Source organism: Pseudoxanthomonas sp. SGNA-20, assembly GCF_003931635.1.
Classification (GTDB): Bacteria; Pseudomonadota; Gammaproteobacteria; order Xanthomonadales; family Xanthomonadaceae; genus Pseudoxanthomonas.
Window position 1 is genome coordinate 22814 of the sequence record NZ_RRYK01000006.1, and the last position, 25113, is coordinate 47926.

The window sequence follows — 25113 nt, forward strand, 5'->3', positions numbered from 1 at the left end:
AAGATCCCTGGGATATGCGTTTTGGAATCGCCGATGCGCAGGCCTGCGGCTACCCTCTGGCATCGCTTTCCGCAGGCGCGGAATGGACTTCCACGGGAGGAATCGGATGGTCGGATCGCTGCGTGCCAGCCCGCTGCTGCTGGCGCTGGTTTTGTGCACTGCATCGCCCGCGGCGATGCCCGCTGCCGGTGCGCCGCAGGCTGGCGCACCCGCGTCCGCCGGCGAGCCTGCGGATCCGGCGCGCGAGCTGGCCGCGGCGCTGGTGGCGCAGCTGACGCCGGAGGAGAAGCTGGAACAGCTGCTCAACACCGCGCCGGCGATCCCGCGCCTGGGCGTGCCCGCCTACAACTGGTGGACCGAATCGCTGCACGGGGCGATGGGCACCCTGCCGACCACCAACTTCCCCGAGCCGATCGGCCTGGCCGCGAGCTTCGACGATGCCCTGGTGCGGCGCGTGGGCCAGGTGATCGCCACCGAGGTGCGCGGCCTGCACGCGCTGGCGCGGCAGACCGGCCGCACCGGGCGCATCGGCACCGGGCTCAACACCTGGTCGCCGAACATCAACATCTTCCGCGACCCGCGCTGGGGCCGCGGCCAGGAAACCTACGGCGAGGACCCGTTCCTGGCCGCGCGCATGGGCGTGGCCTACGTGCGCGGCGTGCAGGGCGAGCATCCGCAGTGGTACGACATCGTCGCCACGCCCAAGCACTACGCGGTGCACAGCGGCCCCGAATCGACCCGGCATTCGGCCAACGTCTACGTCTCCCGCCGCGACCTGGAGGACACCTACCTGCCGGCGTTCCGCGCCGCGATCGTGGAGGGCGGCGCCGGCTCGGTGATGTGCGCCTACAACCGGGTCGACGGGCAGCCGGCCTGCGCCAACGACCTGCTGCTCAAGGACTACCTGCGCGGCGCCTGGGGCTTCAAGGGCTACGTGGTTTCCGACTGCGACGCGGTGGCCGACATCAGCAAGCACCACCACTACGCGCCCGACCCGGCCGCCGCGGTGGCCGCGGCGATGCGCTCGGGCGTGGACAACGAGTGCAACGGCGCCACCCTGGTGGATACCGCCGGCCTGTCGCGGCCATACCGCGAGGCGCTGGAGCGCGGCCTGATCACCCAGGCCGACGTCGACCGCGCCCTGGTGCGGCTGTTCGCCGCGCGCTACCGCACCGGCGACCTGCCGGGCCTGCGCCCGGTGTCCACCGAGACCGCCTCGCCGGAGGAGCTGGGCAAGCCGGAACACGCCGCGCTGGCGCTGGAGGCGGCGGAGAAGAGCCTGGTGCTGCTGAAGAACGACGGCGTGCTGCCGCTGCGCCCGCGGGCGAAGGTGGCGGTGGTCGGTCCGCTGGCCGACGCCACCCGGGTGCTGCGCGGCAACTATTCCTCCACCCAGTCGGCGCCGCCGGTCTCGGTGCTGGAAGGCCTGCGCAAGGCCATGCCCGAAGCCACGCTCGCCCACGTCCCGTTCTCGCCGACCTACACCGACGGCGATCCGGTGCCGAACTCGGCGCTGCTGGCGCCGGACGGACGGCCCGGGCTGCTGGCGCGCTACTACAACACCCGGCAGAAGCCGCCGGCGCGGTTCGAGCCCGGACAGATGGACGCCTGGATCGCGCAGGTGGGCTTCGAGGAGCAACCGGTGGTCGAGCGGGTGGAGGCGGACGTCAACAGCCGCAGCCTGGACCTGGCCCAGGTGCACGACATCCACCGCGTGGAGTGGACCGGCTACCTGGTGCCGCCGGAAACCGGCAGCTACCGCCTGGGCCTGGGCGGCTTCAATGGTTCGCTGGAGTTCGACGGCAAGCCGCTGCTGGACCTGGAGGGCGCGTCCTGGAACAGCCTGCCGACGCTGGCAACCGTGCACCTGGAAGCGGGCAAGCGCTACCCGGTCAAGGTGGTGAGCGAGGCGCGGGTACTGGCCGGCATCGGCCTGCTGTGGAAGCGGGTGGTCGAGGACCCGCTCGAACGCATGCGCGCGGCGGCGGCCGACAGCGACGTGATCGTCGCGGTGGTCGGCCTGACCTCGGACCTGGAAGCGGAGGAAGCGCCGGTCGAGGTGCCGGGCTTCAAGGGCGGCGACAAGACCAGCCTGGACCTGCTGGCCGACCAGCAGGCGCTGCTGGCGGCCGCGCGCGCCACCGGCAAGCCGCTGGTGGTGGTGCTGATGAACGGCAGCCCGGTGAACCTGGCCTGGGCGAAGCAGCATGCCGCGGCGATCATCGAGGCCTGGTACCCGGGCCAGTCCGGTGGCCTGGCGGTGGCCAACGTGCTGGCCGGCCACGCCAACCCGGCCGGGCGCCTGCCGCTGACCTTCTACCGTTCGGTCGAGGACCTGCCGCCGTTCGACGACTACGCCATGCGCGGGCGCACCTACCGCTATTTCGAAGGCAAGCCGGTGTACCCGTTCGGCCACGGTCTCAGCTACACAACGTTCGCCTATGCGCCGCTGAGGCTGGAGCCGGCGCCGGGCGGCGCGCAGGAGGGGCTGAAGGTAGTCACCGAGGTGCGCAACACCGGCAAGCGCGCCGGCGACGAGGTGGCGCAGCTGTACCTGGACTTCCCCGACATCGAAGGCCTGCCGCGGATCGCGCTGCGCGGCTTCCAGCGCGTGCACCTGGCCCCGGGCGAGCGCCGGGTGCTGGAGTTCGCGCTGGATCCGCGCGACCTCAGCGCGGTGACCGCCGAGGGCGAGCGCCAGGTGTTCGCGGGCAATTACCGCGTGTTTGTCGGCGGCGGCCAGCCGGGCACCGGGGCGCCCGGGCGCCAGGCGGCGTTCAAGGTCGACCAGGCACGCCCGGTCGAACGCTGACCGGTACGGGGGGCGCCGCCGTGCGGCGGCGTCCTCCGGATGCGCGGCTCAACTCCCCCGCTGCGCGATCCAGCGGTCCAGCTGCGCGGCGAAGGCCTGGCGCTCGCGCGGGCCATAGGCCGCCGGGCCGCCGGTCTGCACCCCCGCGCCGCGCAGTTCCTCCATGAAGTTCCGCACCGACAGCCGCTCGGCGATGTTGTCGGCGGTGAAGCGCTCGCCGCGCGGATTGACCGCCAGCGCGCCGTTGGCGAGCACGCGGGCGGCCAGCGGTATGTCCTGGGTCACCACCAGGTCGCCGGCCCCGGCGCGCTCGGCGATGGCGTCGTCGGCCACGTCGTAGCCGCCCTGCACCTGGATGGCGCGGATGAAGGGCGAGGGCGGGGTGCGCAGCCACTGGTTGGCCACCAGGGTCAGCTGCACCCTGGCGCGCATGGCGGCGCGGAACAGCATCTCGCGCACCGGCACCGGGCAGGCATCGGCGTCCACCCAGATGCAGGCGGGGCGGGGCCCGTTATCGTTCATCCCGCCGTCGGCGTGCCGTTCCTGGCTTCGCGCGCGGCGCGCTTCTTCGCGTCCTTCTCGTCCTGCTTCTTCTTTTTCGCCAGCTCGCGCTGGCGCTTCTCGAAGGAATAGTTCGGCTTGGCCATCTGCACTCTCGTCGGATCGAGGGGGCAGTGTACGCGCCCCGGGCGCGGGCCGGCCGCCAGGCCGCGGCTGCCGTTCAGAACGGCAGCACGATCGGCGGCACCTCGCCGGCGGGCAGGGCGCGGTCGCGGCCGTCGGCCTTGGCCCGGTAAAGGGCCGCGTCGGCGCTGCGCAGCAGGTCGTCGGGGCTGGCGCCGTCGGCCGGGCGCACGCTGGCCGCACCGATGCTGACGGTGACCGCATCGCCCACGCTGGAGGCGCGGTGCGGCATGGCGCAGGCGCGGATCCCGGCCACCATGCGCTGCGCGCGGTCCAGCGCCGCCTCGGCGTCGCAGTCGCGCAGCAGCACCGCGAACTCCTCGCCACCGTAGCGCGCCACAAGGCCTTCGCCGGGACCGACCATGTCGGCCAGGCGGTTGGCCACCGCGACCAGGGCGGTGTCGCCGCCGAGGTGGCCGTAGCTGTCGTTGTAGGCCTTGAAGTCGTCCACGTCGACCAGCAGCACCGCCAGCGGCGCGTCGCGGTTGGCGTGGTCGTTCCAGGCCTCGCGCAGGCGGCGGTTGAACTCGCCGCGGTTGGGGATGCCGGTCAGGGCGTCGCTGGCGGCGATCCGGCGCAGGCGCTCGTTGGCCTCGCGCAGGGCCTCGGTGCGCAGCGCCACCTCGCGGGTCAGCTCGCGCTCGCGGATGCGTGCGGCGCGCAGGCGCAGGCGCACGCCCAGCACCACCAGCCCGGCCAGGGCCAGCAGCGCCAGGCCGCGCACCCACCAGGTCTGGTGCCAGCGCGGCAGCAGGGTGAAGTGCAGGCTGGCGCCCTCCATGTTCCACACCCCGTCGTTGTTGCTGGCCACCACCCGGAACACGTAGTCGCCCGGCGGCAGGTTGGTGTAGTGGGCGCGGCGCATGTTGCCGGCCTCGTTCCAGCCGCGGTCGAAGCCCTCCAGCCGGTAGCGGTAGCGCACCGCCGTCGGCGCCACGTAGCTCATCGCCGCGTAGTGCAGTTCCAGGCGCTCGACCCCGGGGGCGAGGCGCGGCGCCCCCTCCGGATCCACTTCCACGCCGTCCACCAGCAGGCGCTCCACCGTTACCGGCGGCGGCTGCGGGTTGCCCTGCATGCGCCCGGGATCGACCAGCACCAGGCCCTTGGCGGTGCCGAACCACATGCGGCCGTCGGCGGTGCGCCCGGCCGGGGTCTGCGAGGCGCCGTTGCCCTGGGCGTTGAGCATGCCGTCGGCGGTGCCGAACCACTGCGGCGCGACCTTGCGCGCATGCCCGCGGTCCAGCGCCGCCAGGTCGGAGCGCGCGATGCGGCCGATGCCGCGGTTGGAGCTGAACCAGAAGTTGCCGTCGCCGTCGTCCAGCAGCGCGAACACCGCATCGCCGTGGAAGCCGGCGTCTTCGGCGTAGCGGGTGGCCACGCCGCGGCGGACATGGACGATGCCGTTGCCGGTGCCCAGCCACAGGCTGCCGTCCTCGCCGGGATGGAAGGCGAACACGCTGCCGGACAGGCCGCCGACGCCGCAGTCGTCCAGGCGCCCGCCCTGCAGGCAGCGCAGGCCGCTGCGCAGGCCGATCCACAGGCGGCCGTCCGGATCCTCGTACAGCGAGCGCACGTCGTCGCCGCGGGTGGGCTCGGCCACGTGCACCTGGCCGCCGTCGATCCGGGCCACGCCCTGCAGGGTGCCGACCCACATGCCGCCGGCCCGCGCCGGGGCGAACGCGAACACGATGGTCCCGGGCAGGCCGTGGCCGATGCTGAAGTGGCGGGCGCGGCCGGCGCGGTCGAAGCGGATCACGCCCTCGGTGCCGCCGACCCACAGCTGCCCGGCCGCGTCGCCGAGGATGGCGCGCACCAGCTGGCTCGGCAGCTGCCGGTTGTAGGCCTCCGCCGGCTCCAGGTACGGCTCGCGGTAGCGCGCCAGGCCGCCGCCATCGGTGCCGATCCAGAGCGTGCCATCGGCGGCCGGGTGCACCGCGCGCACCGCGTTGGAGGCCATCGGCGCGGTGATGGTGACCAGCTTGGACTGGCTCAGCCGGTGCACGCCGCTGGAGGTGGTGCCGATCCAGAGGTTGCCCTCGCGATCCTCCAGCATCGAGCGCACGGTCTCGCCGTGCAGGCCCTCGAGGCTGTCGTCGCAGAAGAAGTCGGCGGCGGTCAGGCGGCACAGGCCGGCGCCCAGCGGCGCGAACCAGACCGTGCCCTCGCGGTCGCCGTAGAGGGTGTAGATGCGGCTCTGGTCCAGCGCGGCGATGCGCCGCTCGCGGTGGAAGCGGCCGTCGCGGAAGTAGGCCGGGCCGTTCTGGGTGCCGACCCAGGCGGTGCCGGAGGCGTCCATCGTCAGGCTGTAGACGGCGTTGGAGGGCAGGCCGTCGTGGGCGTCGTACAGGCGCGCGCCGCTCCCGTCCCCGGCCCAGTGCACCACGCCCACGCCGTCGGCGGCGATCCACACGCCGCCGGCCGGGTCGGCGACGATGGCGCGGTAGAAGCCGCGCGGCGGGAAGCCTTCGGCGTCGCCCAGCAGCCGCGCATCGCCGTCGGCGATCCGGACCACGCCCAGGTTGGTGGTCACCCACAGCGCGCCGCCGGCATCGGTGACGATGCCGAACACGCTGTCGGCGCCCTGCGGCAGCGCCACCTGGCGCAGCTGGTTGCCGCGGCGGTGGTAGAGACCGCCGTTGAGCGTGCCCACCCACAGGCCCTGGTCGCCGTCGCTGGCCACGGCGGTGATGGCCGAGCTCTGCAGTACCGGTGCGTTGCGCGGCTCGAAGGTGTCGAAGCCCTGGCCGCTGTGCCGCGCCAGGCCGGCGTAGGTGGACAGCCAGATGGTGCCGTCGGCGTGCTGGGCGATGCCGAGCACGGTGCCCTGCGGCAGCTGGTTCTCGTACCAGACGTGGGTGAACTGGCCGATCGGCCGGTCCGGGGTGAGGGCTTGGACCGGCGGCGCCGCAAGCAGCGCGGCGAAAGCGCAAGCCCCGAGCGCGAGGGCGCGCCCGGGCTTACGCAGCGGTGCAACTCCGGGCATCGGTCCCCCTAACCGGTCGGTGCGCGGATATTAGCAGTGCGTCACATCCTGCGCTGCGCGACCAAAGGCGTACGGACCCGTGTGGTGGGGGCTGGCAGGGCGGGGCGGCTCAGCCGCGGATGGCCGCCTCGATCTTCGCCACGTCGATCCGGCGCATGGTCATCATCGCCGCGAAGGCGCGCCGGGCCACGCCGGGGTCCGGGCTGTTGATCGCCTCGAGCAGCACCCGCGGGGTGATCTGCCAGGACACGCCCCAGCGGTCCTTGCACCAGCCGCATTCGCTCTCCTGGCCGCCGTTGCCGACGATGGCGTCCCAGTAGCGGTCGGTTTCGGCCTGGTCGGCGGTGGCGACCTGGAACGAGAAGGCCTCGGTCTGCTTGAAGTGCGGGCCGCCGTTGAGGCCAACGCAGGGCAGGCCCAGCACGGTGAACTCCACGGTCAGCACGTCGCCGGCCTTGCCGGAGGGGAAATCGGCCGGGGCGCGGAAGATCCGGCCGACCGAGCTGTCGGGGAAGACGCTGGCGTAGAAACGCGCGGCCTCGAGGGCGTCGCGTTCGTACCACAGGCAGATTGTGTTGCGCGCAACCATGGTGATGTCTCCTGCAGGGGCGGGCCACTCGCCGCGCGGCGCCTGGCGGCCGCCGCGCGGTGATCTCTTCCTGTACGTCGTCCGGCGCGGCCCGGAATCGACACCCGGACGGTGGAGGCGTGTCCTCGCCATGCCGCCCCGTGCACGCCGGGATCCGGGGCTTTCGGGGACTGCCACGCGGCAGGGGGCGTAGCCCCGGTGTCCAGGCGGCCGTGGCTTCAACTCTTCGGGTCCAGCCGCAGCAGCCAGCCCTGGCCGTCGCGGGTGCCGTCCTCCAGCAGCCAGATGGTGCCGTCCGGACCCTGTTCGACTTCGCGGATGCGGCGGCCCATGTCGAAGCGTTCGGCCTCGCGGGCGTCGGTGCCGTCAAATGCGATCCGCACCAGCGACTTCGACGACAGGCCGCCGATCAGGCCCGAGCCCTTCCAGCCCGGATAGCGGTCGCCGCTGTAGATCACGAAGCCGGCCGGCGAGATCACCGGGTTCCAGCTCACTGCCGGGGCGTGGAATTCCGGGCGGGTGTCGTGGTCGGGGATCGGCTTGCCGTCGTAATGGTCGCCGTTGGAGACGATGGGGTAGCCGTAGTTGGCGCCACGTTCGATGAGGTTGAGCTCGTCGCCGCCCTTGGGCCCCATCTCGTGCGCCCACAGCCGGCCCTCGCCGTCGAAGGCCACGCCGAGGATGTTGCGGTGGCCCAGCGACCACACCTGCGCGGCCACGCCGCCCTGGTCGGCGAACGGATTGTCGGCCGGCACGCTGCCGTCGTCGTCGAGCCGGATCATCTTGCCCAGGTTGGCCTTCATGTCCTGGGCCGGATCGAACTTCTGCCGCTCGCTGGAGCTGATCCACAGCTTGCCGTCACGGTCGAACGCGATGCGCTGGCCGAAGTGGCCCTGGCCGCTGACCTTCGGCTCCTGGCGCCAGATCACCCGCAGGTCCTCGAGCTGGCCGCCGCCGGCCTGGTCGGGCACCAGCTTCGCCCGCGCCACCGCCGCACCCGCGGTGCCGCCTTCGCCGGCCTCGCTGTAGCTGATGTAGACCAGCTGGTTGCGGGCAAAGTCCGGATGCAGCACCACGTCGGACAGACCGCCCTGGCCGCCATGCGCCACCTTCGGCACGCCGCCGACCGTGCCCAGCTTGCCGCTGGCCGGATCGAACAGGCGCAGGGTTCCAGCCATCTCGGTGACCAGCAGGCGGCCATCGGGCAGGAAGGTCATCGCCCAGGGCGCTTCGAAGCGCTTGATCTCGGTGACCTTGAACGGGGCATTGGCCGGGGCGGTCGGGCCCTGCGGCGCGGCGTGCACGGGTTCGACGATGGCCAGGGAGCCGGCGGCCAGCAGCGCCAGGCCCGCGGCCAGGGCGAGGGAAAGCGCGGTCGATTTCATGGCGGTTCCTTGCAGGATGCGGAGTGGCGGCCACCGTAGCGGGGGCGACCTTGGGCCTGCGTCAACATCGGCGCCTGCTCCGCGGCCCGGGTAAGCGAAGCGCCCCCGGGAACGGGCGAGGCCTCCACGTGATCGAAGGTCGCGGGCACTCCATTGCCGGATGCGGGCCTGCGGCCTTGTCCGGGCTACGGGGTGCGAGGCTGCGGGTGGCGTTCGTCGGAGACGATGGCGCCGTCGACCAGGGTGATGGTGCGGTCGCAGGTGGATGCCAGGCGCGGATCGTGGGTCACCACCAGCACCGCGCAGCCGAACTGCTCGTTGAAGCGGCGCAGCAGCTCGAACACCGAAGCCGCCGTCTTCGTATCCAGGTTGCCGGTGGGTTCGTCGGCCAGCAGCAGGGAAGGGCGGGTGACCAGGGCGCGGGCGATCGCCACGCGCTGCTGCTGGCCGCCAGAGAGCTGGTCCGGGCGGCGGTCGGCGAACTTCTCCAGGCCGACGTCGGCCAGCAGGCCGCGGGCGATGTCCACGATCTCCGGTGTCGGCTTGCCGTTGGCCACCATCCATGGCATGAGCACGTTCTCCAGCGCGGTGAACGCGCCGATCAGGTGGTGGAACTGGAAGACGAAGCCGATGTGGCGGCCGCGCAATGCGGTGCGCGCCTCGTCGTCCATCTCCCGCGTCGGCTGCCCGCCCAGGTACAGCTCGCCGGCGGTGGGCGAGTCGAGCAGGCCAACCAGGTTGAGCAGGGTGCTCTTGCCCGAGCCCGAGGGACCGACCAGGGCCGCGAAGTCGGCGCTGTCCAGGCGCAGGTCGATGCCGTGCAGGACCTCGACCTCGTTCGGCTGGCCGATGTTGTAGGACTTGCGCAGCCCTTCCAGGCGCAGGACCTCGCGCGGCTCAGGCATGGCGGATCGCCTCCACCGGGTCCAGGCGCGAGGCGCGCCAGGCTGGCACCAGCGCCGCGCCGGTGCCGGCCAGGGTGGCCAGTGCCATTGCCGCCGGCACCAGGATCGGCGGCAGGTCGATGGTGAACAGCTTCGGCCCGAACGTATTGAACGCGGCCGCCAGGCCCCAGCCGGCCAGCGCGCCGATCGCCGAGCCGGCCAGGCCCAGCACCGCGCCCTGGACCAGGAACACCTGCAGCATCTGCCGCCGGCGGGTGCCCATGGCGCGCAGGATGCCAATCTCGCGGGTGCGCTGGGCCACGCTCACCGCCAGCACGCTGGCGATGCCCAGCGCCACCGAGATGGCGACGAAGAAGCTGATCATGCGCGTGGACATGCTCTGCGAGGCCAGCGCGTTCATCAGCTGGGCATTGGTCTGCATCCAGCTCTCGGCCTTCAGCCCGGTCAGGCCGTTGATGCGCGCGGCCATGCGGTCGGCGGCGAACACGTCCTCCACGGTCACGTCGATCACGGTGGCGCCGCCAGGCAGGGCCAGCAGCGACTGCGCCTGCTTGAGGTCCAGGTAGACGTAGCGTGCGTCCAGCTCGCGCACGCCCAGCTCGAAGATGCCGGCCACGTTGATCACCGCCTCGCGGCCTTTGCCGGCGTCCAGGCGCAGCTTGCCGCCGGTGCGCAAGCCCAGGTCCTCGGCCAGCTTGCGGCCGACCACGCCGTTGCCGGAGCCGACGTCCAGCCTGCCCTCGACCATGTTCTCGTGCAGCGGGATCACCCGCAGGTAGCGCGCCAGGTCGATCCCGACCAGGGCCACCGATTCGGTGGCATCGCCGCGGCGGCCGAACGCCGGGCCCGAGACCACCGGCGAGACCGCGGTGACGCCCGGCAGGCGCCCGATCACGTCGCGCACCTGCAGCCAGTTGTCGATCGGGCGCAGCGCCTGCGGGCGCGGGTCCTCCAGCACCAGTTGCAGCGTTCCCGGCTGCGCCGGCGCCAGCAGGTTGACCTCGCGCGGCGCTTCCACCCGCACGTGCGCCTGGGTGCCCAGGGTGCGTTCGATGAGGTTCTGCTGCAGCCCGGAGATCAGCGCGGTGACGAACACGATCACCGCCACGCCCACCGCGATCCCGCACAGGATCAGTAGCGACTGCGCGCGTCCCTGGCGCAGGAAGCGCATGGCGATGGTGGCCTCGATCCACATGCTCAGCCGGCGCCACCCTGCACGGCGGCGGGCAGGGCGCGGTCCTCGCCCTCCGTGGCGGCCGGCTGCGGGGCGGGCAGGGGTTGCGCGCGCAGGCGCACGCGCGCACCGTCGCGCGGGAGTTCCGCCGGATCCAGCGCGCCGGCGGCCAGCACCCGGTCGCCGGCGGCCAGGCCCTCGACGATCTCGGTCATTGCAAGGCCGCGCAGGCCGAGCGCCACCGGCACGCGCTGCACGCGGCCGCCGCGCACGCGCAGCACCTCGGCGCGGCTGGCGCCCGGCTCGTTGCCGAGCAGGGCGTCGTTGGGCACGGCCAGGGCGTTGTCGCGGCGGCCGGTGAGGATGGTCGCGGTGACGGTCATGTCCTGGCGCACGAAGTCGGCGGCCGGATCGATGCGCAGGCGCACGTCCACGGTGCCGCGCGCCGGGTCGATGCCGGGGGCGATGTGGTACACGGTGGCGGCGAACGGGCGGCCGGGGAAGGCGTCGGCCACGCAGGTCGCAGGCTGGCCGGTCTCGAGCAGGGCCAGGTTCTTCTCGTCCAGCGGCAGCAGGATCTCGCCGGGCGCATCGGCCGCGATCTCCAGCAGCACCTGGCCCGGGGTGACGGTGTCGCCGGGCTCGACCTGGCGGGCCAGCACCGTGCCGGCCACGGTGGCGCGGATCACCGCGCGCTCCAGGTCGGCCTCGGCCGCGCGCAGGCGTTCGAGCGCCTGGGTTTCCAGGGCGCCGCCGCTGGCCACCGCCGCGGCGGCCACGCGCGCCTGCTCGGCCGCGGCGCGGGCGGCGACCAGCGCCTGCGCGGCCTGTTCCACGCTTTCGCGCGAGACCAGCTGGCGCTCGCCCAGCTCGCGCCGGCGCGTGGCTTCGCGCTCGGCCTGGGCCAGGTCGGCCTGGGCCTGGCGGTAGCGCGCCTGGGCGTCGGCGCGGTCGGTCCGGCGCAGGGTTTCCAGGGCAGCGCGGGCCTCGTCGCGGCGCGCTTCGAGGTCGGTCGCGCGCAGCACCACCAGCACGTCGCCCGGGGCCACGCGGTCGCCTTCCATCACCCGCCGTTCCAGCACCAGGCCCGAGATTTCCGCACCCACCTGGACCCGCGACAGCGCCGCCACCCGCCCGGTTGCCACCACGTTCTGCACCAGTGGACCGGCGGCCACCTCATAGCCGGGCAGTGCCGGGCCGCGCCAGCGCATCACCGCCCACGAAAGCAGCACCAGCAGGAGCACGAGTGCAGTCGCGACCATCCAGCGGCGCCGCATGGAAGGGTGGGGCATGGACATACCTGGCACGAAAGGTCGCCAATCTTCGCCCGCAACGCGTGAGCGCGACAACGACGGCGGCTGGCTGCGGCGGGCGCGCGATTGCTAGGCTCGCCACTGGCGACGGGAGGCAACCCATGCACAGAAGGCAGTTCCTCGGCGGCGCGATGGCCGCCTCCCTGCTGGCGTTGGCCGGCCCCGGGCGGGCGCGGGCCGCGGCCGCGGCGCGGCTGTTGCCGCCGGCGCTGCGGCCCGGCGACACCGTGGGCCTGGTCAGCCCGTCCTCGGCCACCGACGACAGGCTCAAGCTGCAGCTGGCGGCCGAGGCGATGCAGGCGCTGGGCTTCGAGGTGCGCGCCGGCGAGCACTACGGCAACCGCCGCGGCCACCTGGCCGGCAGCGACGCCGACCGCGCCGGCGACATCAACCGCATGTTCGCCGACCCAAAGGTGCGGGCGCTGGTATGCGTGCGCGGCGGGGCCGGCGCGGCGCGGCTGCTGCCGCTGCTGGACTACGCGCTGATCCGGCGCAATCCCAAGGTGCTGCTGGGCTATTCGGACATCACCGCGCTGCACTGCGCGATCCAGGCGCGGCCCGGGCTGGTGACCTTCCACGGCCCGATTGGCGCCGGCAGCTGGAACCGCTTCGTGGTCGACCAGTTCCGCCGGGTGTTCTTCGAACGAGAACTGCTGGAGTACCGCAACCCGCCGGACGACGACGCGGACGAACTGGTCCCGCGCCGCAACCGCACCATGACCATCCGCGGCGGCCGCGCCCGCGGCCGCCTGCTCGGCGGCAACCTGTCGGTGCTGGTGGGCCTGGCCGGTTCGCCGTACCTGCCGGCGTTCGACGGGGCGATCCTGTTCCTGGAGGACGTGGAGGAGGCGCCGTACCGGGTGGACCGGATGCTGACCACGCTCAAGCTGGCCGGGGTGCTGGACCGCATCGCGGGCTTCATCTTCGGCCAGTGCACGGACTGCGAGCCCGGCGCCGGCTACGGTTCGCTGACCGTGGAACAGATCCTCGACGACCATGTCCTCCCGCTGGGCATCCCCGCCTACCGCGGCGCGCAGATCGGCCACCTGCGCGAGCAGTTCATCGTGCCGGTCGGCGGCCAGGTCGAAATGGACGCCGACGCCGGCACCTTCCGGCTGCTGGAGCCAGTGTTCTCGTAGATTGGTGATTGGTGATTCGGGATTGGTGATTCGTGGGAGCGGGAACCGGGAGTGGCGGTGAGGCAAGGTCACGGCCCGAATCCCGAATCCCGAATCCCGAATCCCGAATCCCGAATCCCGAACTTGACCTTCCCATGATGGGAAGGTTCACCATGGTCGCCATGGATACCCCGAACATCGTTGTAATCCCCGCCGCCGGCGCAGCTCCCGCCGCCCTGCGCCTGCCGGTGGAAGGAATGAGTTGTGCGTCCTGTGCCGGGCGCGTCGAGCGCGCCCTGGCGGCGCTGCCGGGCGTGGAATCGGCCAGCGTCAACCTGGTCAGCGCTACCGCCGAGGTCCGCGGCGCGGCACTGCCGCCGGCGGCCGAACTGGTCGCCGCGGTGGAAAAGGCGGGCTACCGCGTGCCCGCAGGCGAGGCCGAACTGGCGATCGAGGGCATGCACTGCGCCTCCTGCGTCGGCCGGGTCGAGCGCGCCCTGGCCGCGGTGCCGGGCGTGGTCGAGGCCTCGGTCAACCTGGCCACCGAGCGGGCGCGGGTGCGTACCGCCGGACCCGCTGATCCGGCGCTGCTGGCCGAGGCCGTGCGCAAGGCCGGCTACCGCATCGCCAGGCCGGAGGCGCCTGCCCCCGGATCTTCCGATGGCCAAGGTGAGGCCGCGACGCAGGAAGCGCGGGCCACCCCGGTGGCCAAGCCGCGACTGTCGTCCGAGGCCCGCCACCTGGCCATTGCCATCGTGCTGGCCGCGCCCCTGGTCCTGCCGATGGCCGGCATGCCCTTCGGCAAGCACTGGATGCTGCCGGGCTGGATCCAGCTGCTGCTGGCCACGCCGCTGCAGTTCTGGCTGGGCGCGCGGTTCTACCGCGCCGGCTGGGGCGCGCTGCGCGCCGGCACCGGCAACATGGACCTGCTGGTGGCGCTGGGCACGAGTACCGCCTATGGCCTGAGCCTGTTCCACCTGCTGCGCGAGGGCACGCATGCGCCGCTGTACTTCGAGGCTTCGGCCGCGATCACCACCCTGGTCCTGCTGGGCAAGTTCCTGGAAGGGCGCGCCAAGCGCCAGGCCACCGAGGCGATCCGTGCCCTGCAGGCACTGCGGCCGGCCACGGCGCGCCTGCGTACCGCGCAAGGGGAATCGGAAGTGCCGGTGGAACAGGTGGCGGTGGGCGACCTGGTGGTGGTGCGTCCCGGCGAGCGCTTCCCGGTGGACGGCATCGTCGAGGCAGGGCGCAGCCACGCCGACGAGTCGCTGGTCACGGGCGAATCGGTGCCGGTGGCCAAGGACGTGGGCGACCGGGTCACGGCCGGCGCGGTGAACGCCGAGGGCGTGGTCGTGGTGCGCACCGCGGCGGTGGGCGCGGAGACGGCGCTGGCGCGGATCGTGCGCCTGGTCGAGGACGCGCAGGCGGTGAAGGCGCCGATCCAGCGCACGGTGGACCGGGTCGCCGCGGTGTTCGTGCCGGTGATCCTGGGGCTGGCGTTGCTGACCCTGCTGGGCTGGGGCATGGCCAGCGGCGACTGGGACCGCGCCATCCTCAACGCGGTGGCGGTGCTGGTGATCGCCTGTCCCTGCGCCCTGGGCCTGGCCACGCCGACGGCGATCATGGCCGGCACCGGCGTGGCCGCGCGCGCCGGCATCCTGGTCAAGGACGCGCATGCGCTGGAACTGGCGCGCTCGATCAAGGTGGTGGCCTTCGACAAGACCGGCACGCTTACCGTGGGCGAGCCGCGCCTGCTGGAAGCGGTGGCGGTCGATGGCGACCGCCAGGCGCTGCTGGCCCTGGCCACGGCGCTGCAGCAGCACAGCGCGCATCCGCTCGCGCTGGCGGTGCTGCGCGAGGGCGGGCAGTCGGTGCCGGCCAGCGAACTGCAGGCGCTGCCGGGCCGCGGGGTGCGGGGCAAGGTCGATGGGCGCCTGGCCTGGATCGGCAACCGGGCGTTGATGCAGGAAGCCGGCGTGGCCGTGGAGCCGCTGCTGCCGCGGGCGCAGGACCTGGAAGCCAGCGGCCACACCCTGTCCTGGCTGGCGGTGGAGGAGGGCGGCCAGCCACGGCTGCGTGGCCTGCTGGCATTCCGCGACGAACCGCGCCCCGGCGCGCGCGCGGCGATCGACAGCCTGCGCGCGATGGGCGTGCGCACGGTGATGCTGTCCGGCGACAACCGCGGCGCCGCTGGCGCGGTGGCGCAGGCGCTGGGCATCGACGAAGTCCAGGCCGAGGTGCGCCCGGAGCAGAAGGTCGCGGCCATCCAGGCGCTGAAGTCCGGCGGCGTGGTGGCGATGGTCGGCGACGGCATCAACGACGCGCCGGCGCTGGCCGCGGCGGACGTGGGCATCGCCATGGGCTCGGGCACCGACGTGGCCATGCATGCGGCGGCGGTCACCCTGATGCGCCCGGAACCGCGGCTGGTGGCCGATGCCATCGAGGTGTCCCGGCGCACCACCGGCAAGATCTACCAGAACCTGTTCTGGGCCTTCGCCTATAACGTCATCGGCATCCCGCTGGCCGCGGCGGGCCTGCTGAGCCCGGCACTGGCCGGCGCGGCGATGGCGTTCTCCTCGGTGAGCGTGGTCGCCAACACCCTGCTACTGCGGCGCTGGCGTCCGGCGGCCGATGCGGGGCAGGCGCCATGAAGCACGCGGCCGGGCGGCGGGCGGACGATGGCCTGTACTCCATCGGCGAGGCGGCGGCGCGTTCGGGCGTGTCGGCCAAGATGATCCGCCACTACGAGGACATCGGCCTGGTCCCGCCGCCGCCGCGCACCGCCGCCGGCTACCGGCTGTATGGCGAGGCCGACGTGCACCGCCTGCGTTTCATCAACCGGGCGCGTTCGCTGGGCTTCGGCATGAAGCAGGTCCAGGTGCTGCTGGCGCTGTGGTCGGACCGCTCGCGCGCCAGTGCCGATGTCAGGCAGCTGGCGCTGCAGCACGCCGCCGAGCTGGGCGAGCGCATCGCCCGGATGCAGGCCATGCAGCGCACCCTGGAAGAACTGGCCAGCCGCTGCCATGGCGACGACCGGCCGGAGTGCCCGATCCTCGACGACCTCGAGGGTGGGGGGCGCGACTGAGAAGCCCGCCCTTTCCGCCGGGGCGGCCCTGGCACTTGCCGGGGATTCACGTCCCCGCGGGCACCCTGTATGCGTACCGCGAGCAGGAGGTTCCCATGGCGACCGGATGGGCCGGCGACAACGCCGTCAACGACCAGATCGATGCGACCGTCAAGGACGGGATCGAGCGCGCCCGCGCGCGCCTGCCCAAGGGGCCCAGCCTGGAACGTTGCGAGGAATGCGATGCGCCGATCCCCGAGGCGCGCCGCCGCGCGGTACCCGGCGTGCGCCTGTGCGTGACCTGCCAGGCCGCGCAGGACGGGGAAGAAACCGGCTTCGCCGGCTACAACCGCCGCGGCAGCAAGGACAGCCAGCTGCGCTGAGCGCGGGCTACTTCGAGCCGCCTTCGACCGTCGGCGGCGCCAGCCACGCGGCCGGTACCTCGCTGCCGCGCCAACGCCGCACCACGCGCTGGAAGAACATGCTGTTGGGCACCTGCAGGCTGCTGCCGGCGTGGTCGGGATCGCGCGCCACTTCCTGCAGGGTGGTGTAGATCAGGTTGACGTCGACCACGCGGCCCTTGAGGCCGGGTTTCTCGCCGTTCTCCACCACCTCGATGTAGTCGTACAGGCGGAACGGGCGGGTGGTGAAGATCAGCACCGTGCAGAAGATGTTGGACAGCACGCTCCAGGCGGCGAAGAACGCCACCGCGCCCACCGCGGCGAAGCTGGTGAAGGCGGTCCACAGCACCGTGCCGGACACGCCCAGCCGCTCCAGCACCAGCAGCAGTGCGCCGAATCCGATCAGGCCGGCCGAGACCCGGTGCAGGGCCATGCCCATCTCCGGCGGCAGGCCGCGGCGGTCCATCAGCCGGCGCACGAGCCGGCGCACCAGCTGCTGCAGCAGCCAGGCGGCCGCGACGATCAGCAGGGCCTGGGCGATCGGCACGATCGTGCCCAGCCAGCCCTGGCTCCAGGCGGGCAGGTATTGCTTCATCCGCGTCGCTTGCATGCGGCCGCGCCGGCCGCTTCGCCCACCATTCTAGGAGAGCGCGGGGCGCGCGGACCGGGCTCATGCCGGCGCCTGCACCCGCACCAGCACGCCGGGCGCGGCCACGGTCTGGCCCGCGCGGATCTTGCAGGTCTTGCGCAGCTCCACGGCGCCGTCGACCTGGACCACGCCGCTGGCCACCAGCGCCTTGCCGGCGCCGCCGCTGTCGCAAAGGCCCACCAGCTTGAGCAGCTGGTTCAGTTCGACGTGTTCGCCCTGCAGTTCGAAATCGATGGTTTCCATCGCGCAAGTCTAGCGCGCATGCAGGGCGTGGCCGTTCCCGGGCCAGTGCTCCAGGTGTTCCAGCTTGCGCCGGTACATGGCGCGCACCCGGTCGGTGTCGCCCAGCTTGGCCGCGCGCGCCATCTCGCGCCGGGCCAGGTCCGGGTGGCCGGACAGGAAGTAGGCGCGCGCCAGGCCGAAGTGGAACGCGTGCTGCCCGCCATGCAGGCGGATGGCGTTGCGGTAGTGGGTGACGGCGCAGGCGTAGTTGCCGGCTTCCTCGCAGCCGAGGGCGAGCACGAACTGGGCGAACGGATCGCTGCGCTGCACCTGCTCCAGCCGGGCGACGAAATCGGCTGCCAGCTCCGCCTGGCCGCTGCGCTGGTACAGGTTCACCAGGTTGGACAGGGTGGCGGTGTGCGCCGGCTGCAGCCGCCAGGCCGCGCGCAGGGCCGCGGCGGAGGCGTCCAGGTTGCCGGCGCGTTGCTCCAGCACGCCCAGGTTGTTCAGGGCCGGCACGAACTCCGGATCGGCCTCCAGCGCCGCCTCCAGCTGCGCGCGCGCGCCTTCCAGGTCGCCGGCGGCCATCAGCTCGGCGCCGCGGTTGTTGCGGAAGTGGGCCAGGGCGCGGATGTCGTCGATGGCGCGCGGGCGGTCGCGCATGGCCAGGATGTTGCGCTCCACGTCCAGCGTGTACCGGCGCAGGCCGGCGCGGACGCCGGCGTTGACGTGGCTGGCGCCGTAGATCACACCGGCGTCGCGGTACCAGGCCAGCACCTCGCCGACTTCCTGGACGCGGGCTTCCAGCCCGGCCGCGCGCGCCAGGGCGACGAACACCAGGGTGAAGGACAGGCAGTTGGCGCGGCGGTCGCGCCAGGTCTCGGCCACGGTGCGGGTGCGGTCGTTGTCGTACTCCAGCGCCAGGCCGCCGGCTTCCAGCACCATCGCCGCCAGGCGTTCGATCCGGTCCTCGCGGCTGCCACCGCGGGCGATCACCCGTTCCTGCAGCATCGCCCGCAAGTCGGGCGGGATCTCGAGTACCTCGTCGATGCCCGGGATGTGCTGCACGGCCTGGACCGTGGGCAGGGTGGGCGGCGGCGGCAGGGCCGCAGCCGGTTCGGCCGCCGGGGATGCGGCCAGGGCCGCTGCCAGCGCCAGTGCGTACATGACCCACCTCCCGGTCCATGCTGCGCCGAGTGTACGCCCGGATCCGGGAAGGCGGGTGGGCCGGTGCCGGTGATGGTGCCAGGCAGTTCCCGGGGAACCCCCGGGCCACTGTCGTCGGTGCGGTGGCGTTGTATGCTGCGCCGCCCGGCCGCGCCGCGGCCTCCTCCGCAAGCAGGGAACTCCCATGATCCAGCGTTTCGACGTCGGCCCGCGCATGTCCGAGATGACCGTCCACAACGGCGTGGCCTACCTGGCCGGGCAGGTGCCGGAGGACACCAGCCAGGACATCACCGGGCAGACCCGCCAGGTGTTGCAGGCGATCGACGCGCTGCTGGCCCAGGCCGGGACCGACAAGACGAAGATCCTGCGCGCGGAGATCTTCCTGGCCGACATCGGCGATTTCGCCGGCATGAACCAGGCCTGGGACGAGTGGGTTCCGCAGGGCCACACTCCGGCGCGCGCCACGGTGCAGGCGCGCCTGGCCGATCCGGCCTGGAAGGTCGAGATCGTGGTCACCGCCGCAGTCTGAGCGCAGGTGATGGGCGACCTGTTCGCCGCCGCGGACGCACGCCACAGCCTGTTCTTCGCCCTGCTGCCGGGGGCGGCCGAAGCGGCCGCGATCCGCGCCGCGCGGCAGGCGCTGGAAGCCGGCCAGCCGCCGCAGCGCGGCGCCGGCGTGCCCGACGAACGCCTGCACCTGACCCTGCACTGGCTGGGCGAGTGGTCGCAGCTGCCGCAGGCGCTGGCGGACGACGCCCGCGCCGCGGCGGCGCAGGTGCGCCAGGCGGGATTCGTGCTGCGCCTGGACCAGGCCGAGTGCTTCGGCCGCGGCGAGGCGATCTGGGTACTGCGGCCCTCGGCGCCGCCACCGGCGCTGGAGCGGCTGCACCAGGCGCTGGCCATGGCCCTGGCCGGGCGCCGGATCCGGCTCCCGGCCGGCCCGGCGTTCGCCCCGCATGTGACCGTGCGCCGGCGCGCCAGCGTGCGCTTCCCGGTGCAGCCGGTAGCGCCGGTGGACTGGCGCGTGGACGGGTTCGCCCTGCTGCAGAGCGTGCACGGCAGTGGCGGGGTCCGCTACGAGGTGCTGCAACGCTGGCCGTTGGCGGCGGAGTGAACTGATCGGGCGCGAGCGCGATGGACTGCGCCGCGCCCCCGCGGCGAGGTCAGCGGTTGCGTGCCTGTACCCAGCGTGCGGCCGCGCGACCGGCGCGCAGGCCGCTGGCGAAACAGGCGGTCAGCAGGTAGCCGCCGGTCGGCGCTTCCCAGTCCAGCATTTCCCCGGCGCAGAACACGCCGGGGCGGGCGCTGGCCATCAGGTCCGCGTCCAGCGTCTCCAGGCGCACGCCGCCGCCACTGCTGATCGCCTCGGCCAGCGGCCGGGCACGCTTCAGCACCAGCGGCAGGCGCTTGAGTGCGGCGGCGACCCGATCCATGTCGGCCAGCGCCTGCGCATCCAGCACCTCGCGCAGCAGCGCGGCCTTGACCCCGGACACGCCGGCCTGGCGGCGCAGGTGCTCGCTGAGGCTGCGGCCCTTGCGCGGTTTCGCCAGTTCGGCGCGCAGGCGCAGCAGCTCGCGCCCCGGCACCAGGTCCAGCTGCAGCACGGCCTGGCCGTCGCGGGCGATGGCCTCGCGCAGCGGCACCGACAGCGCATACACCAGGGAGCCTTCGATGCCGGTGGCGGTGGCCACGCATTCGCCCTGCAGCGAGTGCGGCGTGCCGTCCGCGTCCTGCCAGTGCGCGACCACCGGCTTGAGCGGGGCGCCGGCATGGCGCTCGGCGAAGTGCGCGCTCCAGCCCACGTCGAAACCGCAGTTGGACGGCACCAGCGGCGCGACCTCGATCCCGGCCGCACGCACGGCCTCGACCCAGGCGCCGTCGGAGCCCAGCTGCGGCCAGCTGCCGCCGCCCAGCGCCAGCACCGTGGCCGGCGCGCGCACGCGCAGGTCGCCGTCCCCGTTGCGGAAGCGCAGGGCGCCATCTTCGTCCCAGCCTTCCCAGCGGTGCAGGACGTGGAAGCGCACGCCCTGTTCCTTCAGTCGCCGCATCCAGCCGCGCAGCAGTGGCGCGGCCTTGCGGTCCAGCGGGAACACCCGGTCGGAGCTGCCGACATACGTTTCCACGCCCAGGCCGCGCGCCCACTGGCGCAGCTCCTGCGGCCCGAAGCCGGCCAGCCAGGACGCGACCTTGGCCTCGCGCACGCCGTAGCGCGCCGCGAACCCGGGCATGGGTTCGGCATGGGTGAGGTTGAGCCCGCCCTTGCCGGCAATCAGGAACTTGCGCCCGACCGAGCCCTTGGCCTCGTACAGGTCCACTTCCACGCCCGCGGCGCGGGCGACCTCGGCGGCCATCAGGCCGGCGGGGCCGCCGCCGACGATGGCCAGGCCGGGCAGGGTGATGGTGCTGGCAGGCATGGATCAGCGGCTGCCCACGTCCAGCAGTTCGACCTCGAACACCAGCGAGGCATTGGGCGGGATCACCCGTCCGGCGCCGCGGCGGCCGTAGGCCATCTCCGCCGGGATGAACAAGGTGCGGCGGCCGCCGGCGCGCATGCCGGCCACGCCTTCGTCCCAGCCACGGATCACCTGGCCGGCGCCGAGGACGAAGGTGAACGGCTCGCCGCGGTCCAGCGAGCTGTCGAACTTGCGGCTGCGCCGTTCCGGCACGCGCTCGTCGTACAGCCAGCCGGTGTAGTGCACGGTGACCTTGTCGCCGGCGCTGGCGACCGCGCCCTTGCCGACCACCTCGTCGATGCGCTGCAGCTCGGCCACCGAGCCGCCGGGCGGCGGACCGGGTTCGCTGCATGCGGCCAGCAGGACGGAGCAGAGCAGGGTGGAGCGGAGCAGGAAGCGGCGCATGGCGGCAGGTCCGTTGGGGGACGCAAGGGTAAACCGCCGCGGCCGCCGCGGCGATGCCGCGTATCATGCGCGCATGGCCAAGCTGCTGTTTTCCCTGCGCAACGTTCCCGACGACGAAGCCGCCGACGTGCGGGCCCTGCTCGAGCAGCACGGCTTCCAGTGGTACGAGACCGGAGCCGGGCTGCTGGGTTTTTCGGCGCCCGGGCTGTGGCTGCGCGACGCGGCCGACTACCCGCGCGCACGTGCGCTGCTGGACGAATACCAGGAACAACGGCGCGTGCGCCTGCGCGCCGAGGCGCAGGAGCGCGAACGTCGTGGCGAGGGCGAATCCTTCCTGCAGCTGCTGCGCGAGCGGCCGGGGTTCGTGCTGCCGCGGCTGGCTGCGATCCTGGCGGTGCTGGCGCTGACCCTGGCCCTGCCCTGGTGGCTGTTGCGCTGAAGGGCGGGCAGGGGCGGCGCCTTACAATGGCGCCATGCTCAATCTTGCCGCCTATCTCTTCGTCCACATCGACGATCCGCACGCGCTGGCCGCGCGCCTGCGCGAGCGCGCCGCTGCCGACGACCTCAAGGGCACCATCCTGGTCGCCGGTGAAGGCATCAACCTGTTCCTGGCCGGTCCGGAAGCGGTCCTGCGCGGGTTCGTCGACTGGCTGCGCGGCGACCCGCGCCTGGCCGCGTTGAGGCCGCGCTACAGCCGCAGCGCCGCGGTGCCGTTCGCCCGGCTCAAGGTGAAGGTGAAGCCGGAAATCATCAGCTTCCGCCGTCCGCAGGCCACGCCACTGGCCCAGGGCGCGCGCGCCCCGGCGGTGGAGCCGGCCACGGTGGCGCGCTGGCTGGCCCGGGGCGGGCGCGACGACCAGGGGCGGCCGGTGGTGATGCTCGATACCCGCAATGCGCAGGAAGTGGCCTACGGCACCTTCCAGGGCGCGCTGCCCTCCCGATCACCAAGTTCACCGACCTGCCGGCGGCGCTGGAACCGCACCGCGAGTCCCTGGCCGGCGCCACCGTGGTCAGTTTCTGCACCGGCGGCATCCGCTGCGAGAAGGCCGCGCTGTGGATGCGCCAGGACGGCATGGACAACGTGCTGCAGCTGGAAGGCGGGATCCTGGGCTGGTTCGAACAGGTCGGCGGCCTCGGCTACGAGGGCCGCTGCTTCGTGTTCGACGGGCGCGTGGCGCTGGATCCGGAGCTGCGTCCGCTGGTCGATGAAACTTCCGGTGAAGAAATGCTTGCGCAAGTTACGGGGACTAGCTAAGATTCGCGCCCTCAGCTTCGTGGGGCCATAGCTCAGCTGGGAGAGCGCTTGCATGGCATGCAAGAGGTCGCCGGTTCGATCCCGGCTGGCTCCACCAAATCCAACCCCGGTTGGGCGAAGCGACGATACGTCCCCATCGTCTAGAGGCCTAGGACACTACCCTTTCACGGTAGCGACCGGGGTTCGAATCCCCGTGGGGACGCCACATTTCCAGCGGTACGCAAAGGCCTGGAGGCCGATGCTCGTGGGGCCATAGCTCAGCTGGGAGAGCGCTTGCATGGCATGCAAGAGGTCGCCGGTTCGATCCCGGCTGGCTCCACCAACTTCCCGGCGCCGCCGCACGCCGGATTCCCGGTAATCCTGCATCCGACGCACCTGCTTCGCGGGTGGCGTGCGCTTGGCTTTTCGCTCGCGTTCTGCGCGCCTGGCGAGGGCCGCGAGCCGCGGATGGTGGCTGCTCCTGCCGGGCGGCGCGCGGCAGCAGGCAGCCGTGCGCGGTGGCCACGTCCACGTGGAAGTCGTAGCGCGTGCGCAGTCCGTAGCCCGCCGTCCACGAGACCGGGAAGACCCGGGCCGGCTGGTCAGTGACCCGGGTCGGGAGTTCGGCCGCGTGCCCGTTGAAACTGACTGGTGCGCTGGCCTCGGCATGGCGCACGCGCTGCAGGCCGTGGATCGTCAGCCGGCTGCGTTCGACCAGGGCTGCCTGCGGGAACGCGGACAGGTCCGTGCCGGCCATCTCCAGCGAAGCGCCGTTGCCGGTGTCCAGCAAGACCAGCTCCTTGCGCCGGCCGATCTGCATCGGGAGGCGCAGTGCGTACTGGCCGCCCCACGGCAACGAGGTGGCCGCCAGTTGCGCGTCGCAGCCTGGCGGAAGTTCCGCCAGGACTTCCAGTTCGTCCGCGCCCAGCCTGAGCGGGCCGAGGCGGGCGAGCAGGTCCAGGCCGATGAGGGCCGGCTCCATCGCGTCGGGCACGCTGAAGGCGACGTCGCCGAAGCGGATTCCCCCAAGCTCCACGTCTACCGGCGTGGCCAGTCCGATCTCCGCCCACCGCGCCGGATCGCTGGCATCGACGCCGAAGCCGTCCCGCACCTCCAGTCCCATCGCCTGCGCTGCGCGGCGACTGACGTGGGAATGGGTGGCGCCGGTATCGATGATGAAGTCCACCTCGACGTCGCGCGCCTTGCCGTCGCGGCCGCCGCGGATCCTGCCGCGCACCACGGGAACGCCGGGGCCATCGGCCACGGGCACGCGCGTGCCCGGCGCGGCCGTCGCGTGCAGGGTCCATTGGCGCGGCCATCCGGTGAAGGCCTCGAAGCGCGGCCGGGCCACCGCGGCCAGTTCCCCGCCGGGGCGCAGCGAAGGGGCGACGTGTTCGCGGTAGAGCACGCGCACCTGTTCCATCTCCACGGCCCAGCCACCGATGTCGCCAGCCAGCAGCAGGTTGCCGGCCAACAGGCTGCGGCAGAGCTACATCAGTTGCTGTCCGGGCTCGGCCACGACCTGCGGGTTGGCGATGCACGCGCGTGCCCAACGGGTCGACTGCGCCAGGTCGCCCAGAGTGCGGTAGTAACCGGCGCGTCCTGCATGGCGGGCCGCGGTGTCCGACTTGCCGACCACGGCCAGGGCGCGGGCATCGGCTTGCATCACCGCGGTGGCAATGCCATGGCTGTCGCTCGCGGGCACGTCGCCGGCCGACGCGGGGCTTGCCGCAAGCCCGGCCAGGATCGCGAGCATCGGCAGTCTCATCAGCATCTCCAGGCACGGTCTTGCACGGGGGGTGGGACAGGATGATCCGGTCGCGCGCCGCGTACGCCCCCGCGCGCGCGAAGGCGTCGAGCCGATCGTAGTGCAATGCCTGCCCATGAGCGCCGCGGCGCTCGTGGGCGCTGCCTGCAGCAGTGCCAGGCTGCAGGCGTCCGGCCAGGCGCAAAGTGCAGCGCAGGGGCGGCGGAGTGTTGCGATGCATCACGAACAGGCGGACATTCCTCCTGCAATGCGCTTGGAGGCGCGCACTGCGATGCGCAGCACGAACTTTTTCACGAACCGTGCACGTAACCGAACTGGCGCTGAAGTCGCCGTATGGCTTTGACGCAAAGCCGGCTATATTCCGAAGCCCCTGACGAAGGAGGATTGGAATGTCCCTGATCAAGAACAACGTGGCGATGGTGCGTGCGCTCGGCGTGGCGGTGGTTGTCGCCGCGGGTCTTGCTGGTTGCGCCACCTACGACAAGGAATTCGCCACGATCAATTCGCGCCTTGACCAGCTCGACAGCCGGGTGCAGAACGCGGCCCAGAGCGCCGAGTCCGCCAACCAGTCCGCGCAGCAGGCCAACCGGCGCCTGGACCAGATCGAAAGCCGCGTGCAGCAGCTCGAGGCCGCCCCGCGCCGCCAGCCCCGCGGCTGATCGGGGTCGGCGACAGTTCCAAACCCCGGCCCGGTGGCCTTGCTGGCACCGGGCCGTTCTTCGCCCGGTTCCAGAGGAGTAGTCCCATCAGCCGCATGCATCCTGCGATCCGTGCCAGCTGTCTCGCG

General features: G+C 72.7%; 23 protein-coding genes, 3 tRNA genes and 1 pseudogene. 13 read left to right on the top strand and 14 right to left on the bottom strand.

Annotated elements, in window-relative coordinates; genetic code table 11:
* Positions 1-106 precede the first annotated feature (106 nt).
* Entirely contained in the window at positions 107-2812 is a 2706-nt protein-coding gene (locus EIM48_RS11165) for a glycoside hydrolase family 3 C-terminal domain-containing protein (protein WP_125111672.1), read from the top strand.
* Positions 2813-2860: 48 nt separating this feature from the next.
* Here EIM48_RS11165 and EIM48_RS11170 read toward each other — a convergent pair whose 3' ends face one another.
* From EIM48_RS11170 to EIM48_RS11200, 8 genes are all read right to left on the bottom strand, one after another.
* Positions 2861-3334 carry a YaiI/YqxD family protein gene (locus EIM48_RS11170; protein ID WP_125111673.1) on the bottom strand — a complete coding sequence of 158 codons (474 nt, stop codon included), beginning with the start codon at positions 3332-3334 and terminating at the stop codon, positions 2861-2863.
* Positions 3331-3459 (bottom strand): hypothetical protein, encoded by a 129-nt coding sequence (locus tag EIM48_RS15680; protein WP_019397063.1) that lies wholly within the window; start codon positions 3457-3459, stop codon positions 3331-3333. Before EIM48_RS15680 ends, EIM48_RS11170 begins: the two co-directional genes overlap by 4 nt.
* A gap of 74 nt (positions 3460-3533) precedes the next feature.
* Positions 3534-6479 (bottom strand): two-component regulator propeller domain-containing protein, encoded by a 2946-nt coding sequence (locus tag EIM48_RS11175; RefSeq protein ID WP_125111674.1) that lies wholly within the window; start codon positions 6477-6479, stop codon positions 3534-3536.
* A 109-nt stretch (positions 6480-6588) separates the two neighbouring features.
* Complete coding sequence (locus EIM48_RS11180) at positions 6589-7068, bottom strand: VOC family protein (RefSeq protein WP_028915008.1); 480 nt, start codon at positions 7066-7068, stop codon at positions 6589-6591.
* Between the two features lie 218 nt (positions 7069-7286).
* The gene (locus EIM48_RS11185) at positions 7287-8453 is read right to left on the bottom strand and encodes a PQQ-dependent sugar dehydrogenase (protein ID WP_125111675.1); all 1167 of its coding nucleotides are present in this window, start codon (positions 8451-8453) and stop codon (positions 7287-7289) included.
* A gap of 185 nt (positions 8454-8638) precedes the next feature.
* Positions 8639-9358: an ABC transporter ATP-binding protein gene (locus EIM48_RS11190; RefSeq protein WP_125111676.1), complete on the bottom strand. Its 720-nt coding sequence runs from the start codon at positions 9356-9358 to the stop codon at positions 8639-8641.
* The gene (locus tag EIM48_RS11195) at positions 9351-10553 is read right to left on the bottom strand and encodes an ABC transporter permease (protein WP_125077076.1); all 1203 of its coding nucleotides are present in this window, start codon (positions 10551-10553) and stop codon (positions 9351-9353) included. The genes EIM48_RS11190 and EIM48_RS11195 overlap by 8 nt, the downstream gene beginning before the upstream one ends.
* A 2-nt stretch (positions 10554-10555) precedes the next feature.
* Positions 10556-11824 (bottom strand): efflux RND transporter periplasmic adaptor subunit, encoded by a 1269-nt coding sequence (locus EIM48_RS11200; protein ID WP_158675209.1) that lies wholly within the window; start codon positions 11822-11824, stop codon positions 10556-10558.
* 122 nt (positions 11825-11946) lie between these two features.
* Between EIM48_RS11200 and EIM48_RS11205 the strand changes: the two genes are divergently transcribed.
* From EIM48_RS11205 to EIM48_RS11220, 4 genes are all read left to right on the top strand, one after another.
* On the top strand, positions 11947-12984 hold the full coding sequence (locus EIM48_RS11205; RefSeq protein WP_125111677.1) for an LD-carboxypeptidase: 1038 nt from the start codon (positions 11947-11949) through the stop codon (positions 12982-12984).
* 134 nt (positions 12985-13118) lie between these two features.
* The gene (locus EIM48_RS11210) at positions 13119-15614 is read left to right on the top strand and encodes a heavy metal translocating P-type ATPase (RefSeq protein ID WP_125111678.1); all 2496 of its coding nucleotides are present in this window, start codon (positions 13119-13121) and stop codon (positions 15612-15614) included.
* Positions 15611-16048, top strand: a complete 438-nt coding sequence (cueR, locus tag EIM48_RS11215; protein WP_125111679.1) for a Cu(I)-responsive transcriptional regulator — start codon at positions 15611-15613, stop codon at positions 16046-16048. Before EIM48_RS11210 ends, cueR begins: the two co-directional genes overlap by 4 nt.
* A gap of 95 nt (positions 16049-16143) precedes the next feature.
* Entirely contained in the window at positions 16144-16410 is a 267-nt protein-coding gene (locus EIM48_RS11220; RefSeq protein WP_019399756.1) for a DksA/TraR family C4-type zinc finger protein, read from the top strand.
* Between the two features lie 7 nt (positions 16411-16417).
* On the opposite strand, the gene EIM48_RS11225 is transcribed toward EIM48_RS11220, so the two are convergent.
* The 3 genes from EIM48_RS11225 to EIM48_RS11235 form a co-directional block, all read right to left on the bottom strand.
* Positions 16418-17023: a mechanosensitive ion channel family protein gene (locus tag EIM48_RS11225; RefSeq protein WP_028915013.1), complete on the bottom strand. Its 606-nt coding sequence runs from the start codon at positions 17021-17023 to the stop codon at positions 16418-16420.
* A gap of 75 nt (positions 17024-17098) precedes the next feature.
* Positions 17099-17320, bottom strand: a complete 222-nt coding sequence (locus EIM48_RS11230) for an RNA-binding S4 domain-containing protein (RefSeq protein WP_028915014.1) — start codon at positions 17318-17320, stop codon at positions 17099-17101.
* 9 nt (positions 17321-17329) lie between these two features.
* Positions 17330-18466, bottom strand: coding sequence for a tetratricopeptide repeat protein (locus EIM48_RS11235; RefSeq protein WP_125111680.1), 1137 nt, complete (start codon positions 18464-18466; stop codon positions 17330-17332).
* A 184-nt stretch (positions 18467-18650) separates the two neighbouring features.
* On the opposite strand from EIM48_RS11235, the gene EIM48_RS11240 reads away from it, so the two are divergent.
* Positions 18651-18995: a RidA family protein gene (locus tag EIM48_RS11240; protein WP_019399760.1), complete on the top strand. Its 345-nt coding sequence runs from the start codon at positions 18651-18653 to the stop codon at positions 18993-18995.
* Between the two features lie 9 nt (positions 18996-19004).
* Positions 19005-19580 carry a 2'-5' RNA ligase family protein gene (locus tag EIM48_RS11245; RefSeq protein WP_125111681.1) on the top strand — a complete coding sequence of 192 codons (576 nt, stop codon included), beginning with the start codon at positions 19005-19007 and terminating at the stop codon, positions 19578-19580.
* 49 nt (positions 19581-19629) lie between these two features.
* On the opposite strand, the gene EIM48_RS11250 is transcribed toward EIM48_RS11245, so the two are convergent.
* Complete coding sequence (locus EIM48_RS11250) at positions 19630-20880, bottom strand: TIGR03862 family flavoprotein (protein WP_125111682.1); 1251 nt, start codon at positions 20878-20880, stop codon at positions 19630-19632.
* Between the two features lie 3 nt (positions 20881-20883).
* The gene (locus EIM48_RS11255; RefSeq protein ID WP_019399763.1) at positions 20884-21324 is read right to left on the bottom strand and encodes an FKBP-type peptidyl-prolyl cis-trans isomerase; all 441 of its coding nucleotides are present in this window, start codon (positions 21322-21324) and stop codon (positions 20884-20886) included.
* Between the two features lie 73 nt (positions 21325-21397).
* On the opposite strand from EIM48_RS11255, the gene EIM48_RS11260 reads away from it, so the two are divergent.
* The 5 genes and pseudogenes from EIM48_RS11260 (at position 21398) to EIM48_RS11280 (ending at position 22901) form a co-directional block, all read left to right on the top strand.
* Positions 21398-21763 carry a DUF6164 family protein gene (locus EIM48_RS11260; protein ID WP_019399764.1) on the top strand — a complete coding sequence of 122 codons (366 nt, stop codon included), beginning with the start codon at positions 21398-21400 and terminating at the stop codon, positions 21761-21763.
* Between the two features lie 34 nt (positions 21764-21797).
* A pseudogene (locus EIM48_RS11265) lies at positions 21798-22579 on the top strand (sulfurtransferase).
* A gap of 21 nt (positions 22580-22600) precedes the next feature.
* Positions 22601-22676, top strand: a tRNA-Ala gene (locus EIM48_RS11270).
* Between the two features lie 32 nt (positions 22677-22708).
* Positions 22709-22784 (top strand) — tRNA-Glu (locus tag EIM48_RS11275).
* Positions 22785-22825: 41 nt separating this feature from the next.
* Positions 22826-22901 (top strand) — tRNA-Ala (locus EIM48_RS11280).
* A 1146-nt stretch (positions 22902-24047) separates the two neighbouring features.
* On the opposite strand, the gene EIM48_RS11290 is transcribed toward EIM48_RS11280, so the two are convergent.
* Positions 24048-24326: a hypothetical protein gene (locus EIM48_RS11290; protein ID WP_125111683.1), complete on the bottom strand. Its 279-nt coding sequence runs from the start codon at positions 24324-24326 to the stop codon at positions 24048-24050.
* Positions 24327-24715: 389 nt separating this feature from the next.
* Between EIM48_RS11290 and EIM48_RS11295 the strand changes: the two genes are divergently transcribed.
* Positions 24716-24985 (top strand): membrane protein, encoded by a 270-nt coding sequence (locus EIM48_RS11295; protein ID WP_019399767.1) that lies wholly within the window; start codon positions 24716-24718, stop codon positions 24983-24985.
* The last annotated feature ends 128 nt before the right edge of the window (positions 24986-25113 follow it).

What these genes read in the sequence shown, in the direction of transcription:
- EIM48_RS11165 (WP_125111672.1), top strand. Translation starts at nt 107, where the DNA reads ATGGTCGGATCGCTGCGTGCCAGCCCGCTGCTGCTGGCGCTGGTTTTG.
- EIM48_RS11170 (WP_125111673.1), bottom strand. Translation starts at nt 3,334, where the DNA reads ATGAACGATAACGGGCCCCGCCCCGCCTGCATCTGGGTGGACGCCGAT.
- EIM48_RS15680 (WP_019397063.1), bottom strand. Translation starts at nt 3,459, where the DNA reads ATGGCCAAGCCGAACTATTCCTTCGAGAAGCGCCAGCGCGAGCTGGCG.
- EIM48_RS11175 (WP_125111674.1), bottom strand. Translation starts at nt 6,479, where the DNA reads ATGCCCGGAGTTGCACCGCTGCGTAAGCCCGGGCGCGCCCTCGCGCTC.
- EIM48_RS11180 (WP_028915008.1), bottom strand. Translation starts at nt 7,068, where the DNA reads ATGGTTGCGCGCAACACAATCTGCCTGTGGTACGAACGCGACGCCCTC.
- EIM48_RS11185 (WP_125111675.1), bottom strand. Translation starts at nt 8,453, where the DNA reads ATGAAATCGACCGCGCTTTCCCTCGCCCTGGCCGCGGGCCTGGCGCTG.
- EIM48_RS11190 (WP_125111676.1), bottom strand. Translation starts at nt 9,358, where the DNA reads ATGCCTGAGCCGCGCGAGGTCCTGCGCCTGGAAGGGCTGCGCAAGTCC.
- EIM48_RS11195 (WP_125077076.1), bottom strand. Translation starts at nt 10,553, where the DNA reads ATGTGGATCGAGGCCACCATCGCCATGCGCTTCCTGCGCCAGGGACGC.
- EIM48_RS11200 (WP_158675209.1), bottom strand. Translation starts at nt 11,824, where the DNA reads ATGCCCCACCCTTCCATGCGGCGCCGCTGGATGGTCGCGACTGCACTC.
- EIM48_RS11205 (WP_125111677.1), top strand. Translation starts at nt 11,947, where the DNA reads ATGCACAGAAGGCAGTTCCTCGGCGGCGCGATGGCCGCCTCCCTGCTG.
- EIM48_RS11210 (WP_125111678.1), top strand. Translation starts at nt 13,119, where the DNA reads ATGATGGGAAGGTTCACCATGGTCGCCATGGATACCCCGAACATCGTT.
- cueR (WP_125111679.1), top strand. Translation starts at nt 15,611, where the DNA reads ATGAAGCACGCGGCCGGGCGGCGGGCGGACGATGGCCTGTACTCCATC.
- EIM48_RS11220 (WP_019399756.1), top strand. Translation starts at nt 16,144, where the DNA reads ATGGCGACCGGATGGGCCGGCGACAACGCCGTCAACGACCAGATCGAT.
- EIM48_RS11225 (WP_028915013.1), bottom strand. Translation starts at nt 17,023, where the DNA reads ATGAAGCAATACCTGCCCGCCTGGAGCCAGGGCTGGCTGGGCACGATC.
- EIM48_RS11230 (WP_028915014.1), bottom strand. Translation starts at nt 17,320, where the DNA reads ATGGAAACCATCGATTTCGAACTGCAGGGCGAACACGTCGAACTGAAC.
- EIM48_RS11235 (WP_125111680.1), bottom strand. Translation starts at nt 18,466, where the DNA reads ATGTACGCACTGGCGCTGGCAGCGGCCCTGGCCGCATCCCCGGCGGCC.
- EIM48_RS11240 (WP_019399760.1), top strand. Translation starts at nt 18,651, where the DNA reads ATGATCCAGCGTTTCGACGTCGGCCCGCGCATGTCCGAGATGACCGTC.
- EIM48_RS11245 (WP_125111681.1), top strand. Translation starts at nt 19,005, where the DNA reads ATGGGCGACCTGTTCGCCGCCGCGGACGCACGCCACAGCCTGTTCTTC.
- EIM48_RS11250 (WP_125111682.1), bottom strand. Translation starts at nt 20,880, where the DNA reads ATGCCTGCCAGCACCATCACCCTGCCCGGCCTGGCCATCGTCGGCGGC.
- EIM48_RS11255 (WP_019399763.1), bottom strand. Translation starts at nt 21,324, where the DNA reads ATGCGCCGCTTCCTGCTCCGCTCCACCCTGCTCTGCTCCGTCCTGCTG.
- EIM48_RS11260 (WP_019399764.1), top strand. Translation starts at nt 21,398, where the DNA reads ATGGCCAAGCTGCTGTTTTCCCTGCGCAACGTTCCCGACGACGAAGCC.
- EIM48_RS11290 (WP_125111683.1), bottom strand. Translation starts at nt 24,326, where the DNA reads ATGAGACTGCCGATGCTCGCGATCCTGGCCGGGCTTGCGGCAAGCCCC.
- EIM48_RS11295 (WP_019399767.1), top strand. Translation starts at nt 24,716, where the DNA reads ATGTCCCTGATCAAGAACAACGTGGCGATGGTGCGTGCGCTCGGCGTG.